The sequence below is a fragment of the Congregibacter sp. genome (assembly GCF_047617445.1).
GTDB lineage: Bacteria > Pseudomonadota > Gammaproteobacteria > Pseudomonadales > Halieaceae > Congregibacter.
The window spans coordinates 21,945-27,944 of the sequence record NZ_JBLGBE010000042.1; the positions used below are offsets into that span (position 1 = coordinate 21,945).

4 protein-coding genes are annotated in these 6,000 nt (G+C 54.1%); 3 read left to right on the forward strand and 1 reads right to left on the reverse strand.

Annotation, left to right across the window (positions count from 1 at the left end; translation table 11 throughout):
* Positions 1-81: 81 nt before the first annotated feature.
* Positions 82-2,595 (forward strand): acylase, encoded by a 2,514-nt coding sequence (locus ACI9KD_RS10805; protein WP_414981179.1) that lies wholly within the window; start codon positions 82-84, stop codon positions 2,593-2,595.
* 24 nt (positions 2,596-2,619) lie between these two features.
* On the opposite strand, the gene galE is transcribed toward ACI9KD_RS10805, so the two are convergent.
* Positions 2,620-3,651 carry a UDP-glucose 4-epimerase GalE gene (gene galE / locus ACI9KD_RS10810; protein ID WP_414981180.1) on the reverse strand — a complete coding sequence of 344 codons (1,032 nt, stop codon included), beginning with the start codon at positions 3,649-3,651 and terminating at the stop codon, positions 2,620-2,622.
* Between the two features lie 117 nt (positions 3,652-3,768).
* On the opposite strand from galE, the gene ACI9KD_RS10815 reads away from it, so the two are divergent.
* Together ACI9KD_RS10815 and ACI9KD_RS10820 are read left to right on the forward strand one after the other, a co-directional pair.
* Complete coding sequence (locus ACI9KD_RS10815; protein ID WP_414981181.1) at positions 3,769-4,782, forward strand: NAD-dependent epimerase; 1,014 nt, start codon at positions 3,769-3,771, stop codon at positions 4,780-4,782.
* Positions 4,783-4,835: 53 nt separating this feature from the next.
* The coding region (locus ACI9KD_RS10820; protein ID WP_414981182.1) for a UDP-glucose dehydrogenase family protein at positions 4,836-6,000 on the forward strand (1,165 nt) is incomplete at its 3' end.

The following is a 6,000-nucleotide window of genomic DNA, read 5'->3' on the forward strand; positions in this document are numbered from 1 at the left end:
CTTCGAAGAAAACGACCTAACACCGCAAATTCGTCGAGTGTTAAACACAGTGCAGATTCTCTTTTAAATCAAAGTCTCAAAATGTCGGCAGCGTGCATCCTGTCTCTGCTCTTTGTCGGCAGCACCCTCGCGACCGTCGATCAGCCGGATGCCGACGATTTACTGGAATACGCACAAGACATGCAGGGTCATGGCTTTGACTCCGCCGCGTTTCAGACCCTATCCCGCGAGATTGCGGCACTCCCCTTTGCAGAACAACAGCAACGGGTTTTCGACTGGGTAGACACTCAACAAAACTACGAGGTCACCGTACGAAAAGGACCCTACGGGGTCCCTCACATTCTGGCCGCTGAATACGGCGCCCTCGGCTACGGCGAAGCCTATGCCGCAGCAGAAGATCATATTTGTAACATGGCCCTTAGCCTTGTCCGGGCCAGAGGAGAAAGTTCACGATACCTCGGCGCTGGCGCCAAACAGAGCAATATTGCACTGGATGCCGTTGTGCGCGGCTTAGACATCCGAGGTCAAGCCAGGACCGCGCTTGCCGCGCAGGACGATGAGGTTCGCGCTTGGCTTACTGGCTACACCGCGGGTTTCAATCGCTATCTTCGCGAACACCCCGGCTCTCGCAATAACTCATGGTGTAGCGGCGCTGACTGGCTGCGTGAAACGACACCCCTGGACTTGATGAGTCGGATGGTGATCGCGGCTCAAACCCTTCCGCGCATGAGCGCTGCGATAGCAAGTGTTCAAGCACCCTCCAATGAGAAAATCGAGGTTTCCTCACTCGACAATGAAACTCTACAACTCGCTGCGCTTGACGCAGCAGCGCTTGAGGGCATGGGTTCAAACGGTTGGGCCCTTGGCAGCGAGTACACCGAGAATGGGCGAGGCATGCTTCTCGCTAATCCGCATTACCCCTGGTATGGCGAAAGCCGTTTCTGGGAAAAACATCTCACAATCCCCGGCAAGCTGGACATTTACGGCGCCCAGCTTTTGGGCAGCCCTGGCGTCGCTATTGGCTTTAATTCGGCACTCGGCTGGACGCACACAGTCTCAGCCAGCCAACGCATCGTCTTTTATCGTCTGCAACTCGATCCAGAGAATCCATTGCGCTACCGCTATGGAAACGAATGGCTGGACATTGAGGTGCGCACTCTAGAAATCCCCGTCAGCGGTAAAGACGGGCGTATCAGCCTACAGCCGCACACGATCTATACGAGCATCCACGGCCCGATTCTGACAATGCCTGGCATGGCCTGGGACAAAAAATACGCCTATGCCGCCAAGGATGCGAATGTTGGAAACCACTCGCTACTCGCTCAATGGAAAGCCATGGGTGAAGCCAGTTCCTTGGATGAATTTATTGGGGCACATCGGCAATACAATGCAATGCCCTGGGTAAATACCATAGCCACAAGTGAAGATGGTCGTGCTTTATACCTCGACAACTCAACCGTGGGTAATTTGAGCGCTAGCGCCGAAACGCAGTGGCAAGAATCCTTAAAAGACGACCCCCTCGCGGCACAGCTGTACGCGGGACGACGGATGATCCTTCTAGATGGCAGTGACCCCCAGAACACCTGGATCAATGACCCGAGTGTACCCATTGCAGGCACGGCACCCTTTCAAAATCGTCCAAAAATAGAGCGCAAAGACTACGTTTTTAATTCCAACGACAGCTATTGGCTAAGTAGCCCGCGGGAGCCGCTCACAGGCTACTCTGTGCTCTATGGCCCCACCCAATCCGCCAGATCTCCGCGCACAAGAATGAATGTCCGAATGCTGGAAAACCAATACGGTGATGCCGGTGACGATGGTCTTTTCAATATCCACGAGATACAGCGCGCACTGTTTACTAACCGCGGTCTAAGCGCTGAGCTTCTGCTACCTGAGTTAGTCGATGTCTGCCGCACCGGGGGCGAGGATCTCACGGAAGCTTGCGATGTACTCCAGGCCTACGACGGCAGCCTCAACCTTGATAGCCCGGGTGCGCCGCTGTTTCGCGAGTGGCTAACTCGCTATGACCGACTCGATACGGTTAACGCCGGCAAGTTGTTTGGTGAAAGTTTTGAGGTAGACCGTCCTATTCTCACGCCGGCAGGTTTGGGCGAATCTGACCTTGCGCTGCAATCATTGCGTGATGCAATAGCGGTGCTTCGTGCAGCTGAACTGCCCCTGGACACCACACTGCAAGACACTCAATTCGCTTGGCGCTCAGGAAAGGCCATTCCAGTGCACGGAGGAAATGGCTACGAGGGCGTCGCGAACTTGCAAATGTCCGGTAATCCATCGGCGTCGCCCATAGCAGGCGTGCGGGCCACAAAAGTCGCTGACAGCCGCTACCTCACCGATAATGGCTACGCGGTGGTACACGGAAGCAGCTTTATTTACACCTTAGGCTTTGACGATAACGGACCGGTCGCCGAAGCACTTCTGACTTACAGCCAGTCCGGTAATCCTAATAGTCGTCACTTTCGCGATCAGACCCCACTCTACGCCGACAAAGAGTGGCGAGAGGTGGCATTCCACGAAAGTGACGTCGCGCAAAATGTGCTGTCGATTCGCATTCTGCGCAGCAGTGACAATCGTTAAGTCGCGGCAAGGGCGGCGGTAGAGTTAGTCGCCAAATCCATCAGGGTTTTGCGACTGCCATCGCCAGGCATCCTCACACATACGCTGGATGCCAAAACGCGCCTCCCAACCGAGCTGTTCTCGCGCACAGTTGGGGTCTGCGTAACATTCCGCGATATCGCCGGGCCGGCGAGCCACGATTTCATAGGGCACTTCTCGGCCGCTTGCCGCTTCAAACGCCTTTACGAGCTCTACAACACTGTAGCCCCTACCCGTACCAAGATTAACAATGAGAGGTTCAGCGACCGTTCGATTCTCTAAAGCCGCCAACGCGCATACATGCCCTTCTGCTAAATCGACAACGTGTATGTAGTCGCGAACACCGGTGCCATCGCGAGTGTCATAGTCGCCACCAAACACGCTCAGATTTTCTCGACGTCCCACAGCTACCTGCGCGACAAAGGGCATCAGGTTATTAGGAATGCCCGAGGGGTTTTCGCCAATAAGACCACTGTCATGCGCGCCCACAGGATTGAAGTAACGTAACAACGCGATCCTCCAAGCGGGATCCGAGCCCGCTAGATCCATCAACATATCTTCCACGATGAGCTTGCTGCGCCCGTAGGGGTTGGTCGCGCTGCGTGGAAAATCCTCTGTAATGGGCACCGACGCGGGATCGCCGTAAACGGTTGCCGACGAACTAAACACCAACTGTTTCACTCCGACAGTCTGCATAGCACGAAGTAGGGACAAAGTGCCCGAGACGTTATTGTCGTAGTAGTGCAGGGGTAACTCCACGGACTCACCTACAGCTTTCAGACCAGCGAAATGCACCACCGCATCGGGACGCGTAGCTTCGAGAACGCGCTGAACAGCTTCTTCATCACGTACATCCGCTTCATGAAGCTCCGGTCGATAACCCAAAATCTGTTCTAAGCGCTCCAAAACTACCGGCGAGCTGTTGCAGAAATTGTCCAACAAGCTGACCTGATAACCGGCTTCGCTAAAAGCGAGACAGCTGTGCGACCCTATGTAACCCGCCCCACCCGTAAGCAAAACGCGCTTGCGTTCGGTCATTAGCCCTTCCCTCTATGTCAAAACCCTACGCTAACAGCCCCAGCCCCGGCTGAATAGACTGATGGTTGGTCAAGAGTGTTTGCTACCATGTAGGTCTGATTATAGGAGTTCTCAAAAATGCGTGTTCTTGTTACCGGCGCGGCCGGCTTTATTGGATCCCACCTCAGCCAACGGTTGCTTAGTGATGGCCACGAAATAGTGGGTCTGGATAACCTGAACGACTATTACTCGGTACAGCTCAAAAAAGATCGACTCGCACGACTTACAACGCGAGACGGCTTCACCTTCGTGGAGCTGGATCTTGAGGACCGCAAGGCCATGGAAGAGCTGTTTGCTAATCAGGCGCTCGATGCGGTTATCAACCTCGCAGCTCAGGCCGGCGTCCGCTACTCGCTTGAGAACCCTAGAGCCTACATTAGTAGCAACATCGACGGCTTTATGAACATTCTCGAATGTTGCCGCCATGCGAAAACGTCACACCTGATTTACGCATCCAGCAGTTCGGTGTATGGCATGAACACCAGCATGCCATTCTCAGTACACGACAACGTGGATCACCCGGTCTCGCTTTACGCGGCGACTAAAAAGTCCAATGAACTCATGGCACACACCTACTCGCATCTCTACGGACTCCGAACAACGGGCTTACGCTTCTTTACGGTTTATGGGCCTTGGGGCCGTCCCGACATGGCACTTTTTTTGTTTACTAAAGCGATTCTTTCCGGAGAGCCCATTAAGGTTTTCAATCAAGGTCAAATGCGCCGCGACTTTACCTATATCGACGATATCGTAGAGGGCATCACCCGCTTATTGGCCAAGCCTCCACAAGGAGATGCGCAATGGGACTCTGCCCAGCCAGACCCAGGCAGCAGTTCTGCACCTTACCGTTTGTTCAATATCGGCAACAATCAGCCCGTGGCCTTAATGGACTTCATCTCGGCAATTGAGTCCGCCTTGGGCCAGGAAGCGCGCAAGGAATTTTTGCCTCTTCAGCCCGGAGATGTCCCTGCCACCTACGCTGACATCGAAGCCCTCGCAGACTATGTGGGTTATCGGCCAGGAACGGATATCAACGTAGGCATTCAAAACTTTGTGGACTGGTTCCGGGACTATTACAGACAGCCCGCCTGAGCTTAGATAAGCTGACGCTTCTTATTATTGCTAGAACAGGAAACAAAGCGTAGATGAATGTCGTGATGATCGGAGCGGGTTATGTCGGGCTGGTATCAGGGGCCTGTTTCGCTGAATTTGGCGCTATGGTCATCTGCGTAGACAAGCAGGAAGACCGTATTACTGCGCTTCAGCAAGGTAAAATTCCGATTTATGAACCTGGCCTTGACGATTTAGTGCGTAAAAACGCTGAAGCCGGACGATTATCCTTCACCACGGACGTGGCAGGCTCTGTCGCCAATGCAGACTTGATATTCATCGCCGTTGGAACCCCCACGCGCCGCGGCGATGGACACGCCGATCTTAAGTACGTTTACGCTGCAGCCGAAGAAGTCGCTCCGCATTTGCAGGACTACACCGTTATCGTCGACAAATCGACGGTTCCCGTAGGCACTGCCAGAGAAGTAGCCCGCGTTGTTCGCAAAACCAATCCTGATGCTGACTTTGATGTGGCGTCGAATCCGGAGTTTCTGCGGGAAGGCTCAGCAATCAGTGATTTCATGCGCCCTGATCGAGTGGTTCTGGGTGTAGAGTCAGAGCGTGCGGAAAGCCGACTTCGAGAACTGTATCGGCCACTCAATCTTATTGAAGCGCCAATATTTGTTACCGGACTGGAAAGTGCCGAGCTCATTAAATACGCCTCCAACGCCTTCCTGGCGACCAAGATCAGCTTCATCAACGAGATGAGTCAGCTTTGCGAAAAGACCGGAGCGGACGTCAATGCAGTTGCCAAAGGCATGGGCATGGACAAGCGCATTGGCAACAAATTCCTCCACGCAGGCCCCGGTTATGGTGGATCTTGCTTCCCCAAAGACACTGTGGCGCTTAACCGTATGGCGCAGGAACATGGTGTAGGAAGTCGTATTGTGGAAGCCGTTGTTGAGGTGAACGCATCGCAAAAGGCGCGCATGATTTCCAAGATTCGCGAAGCCCTGGGCGGCTCCGAGGCGGACAAACGTATTGCGGTGCTCGGCCTGACGTTTAAACCAGAGACGGATGACATGCGAGACGCCCCGGCCCTTGCAATCCTTCCTGCTCTCATCGATCGCGGTGCAGTCATTTGCGCCCATGATCCTGAAGGTATGGACGAAGCCCGCCCCCTGCTTCCCGACAGTGTGGAATATGCCAACAATATTAATGAAGCGGTCAAGGACGCTGATGCCGTTGTGTTGATGACCG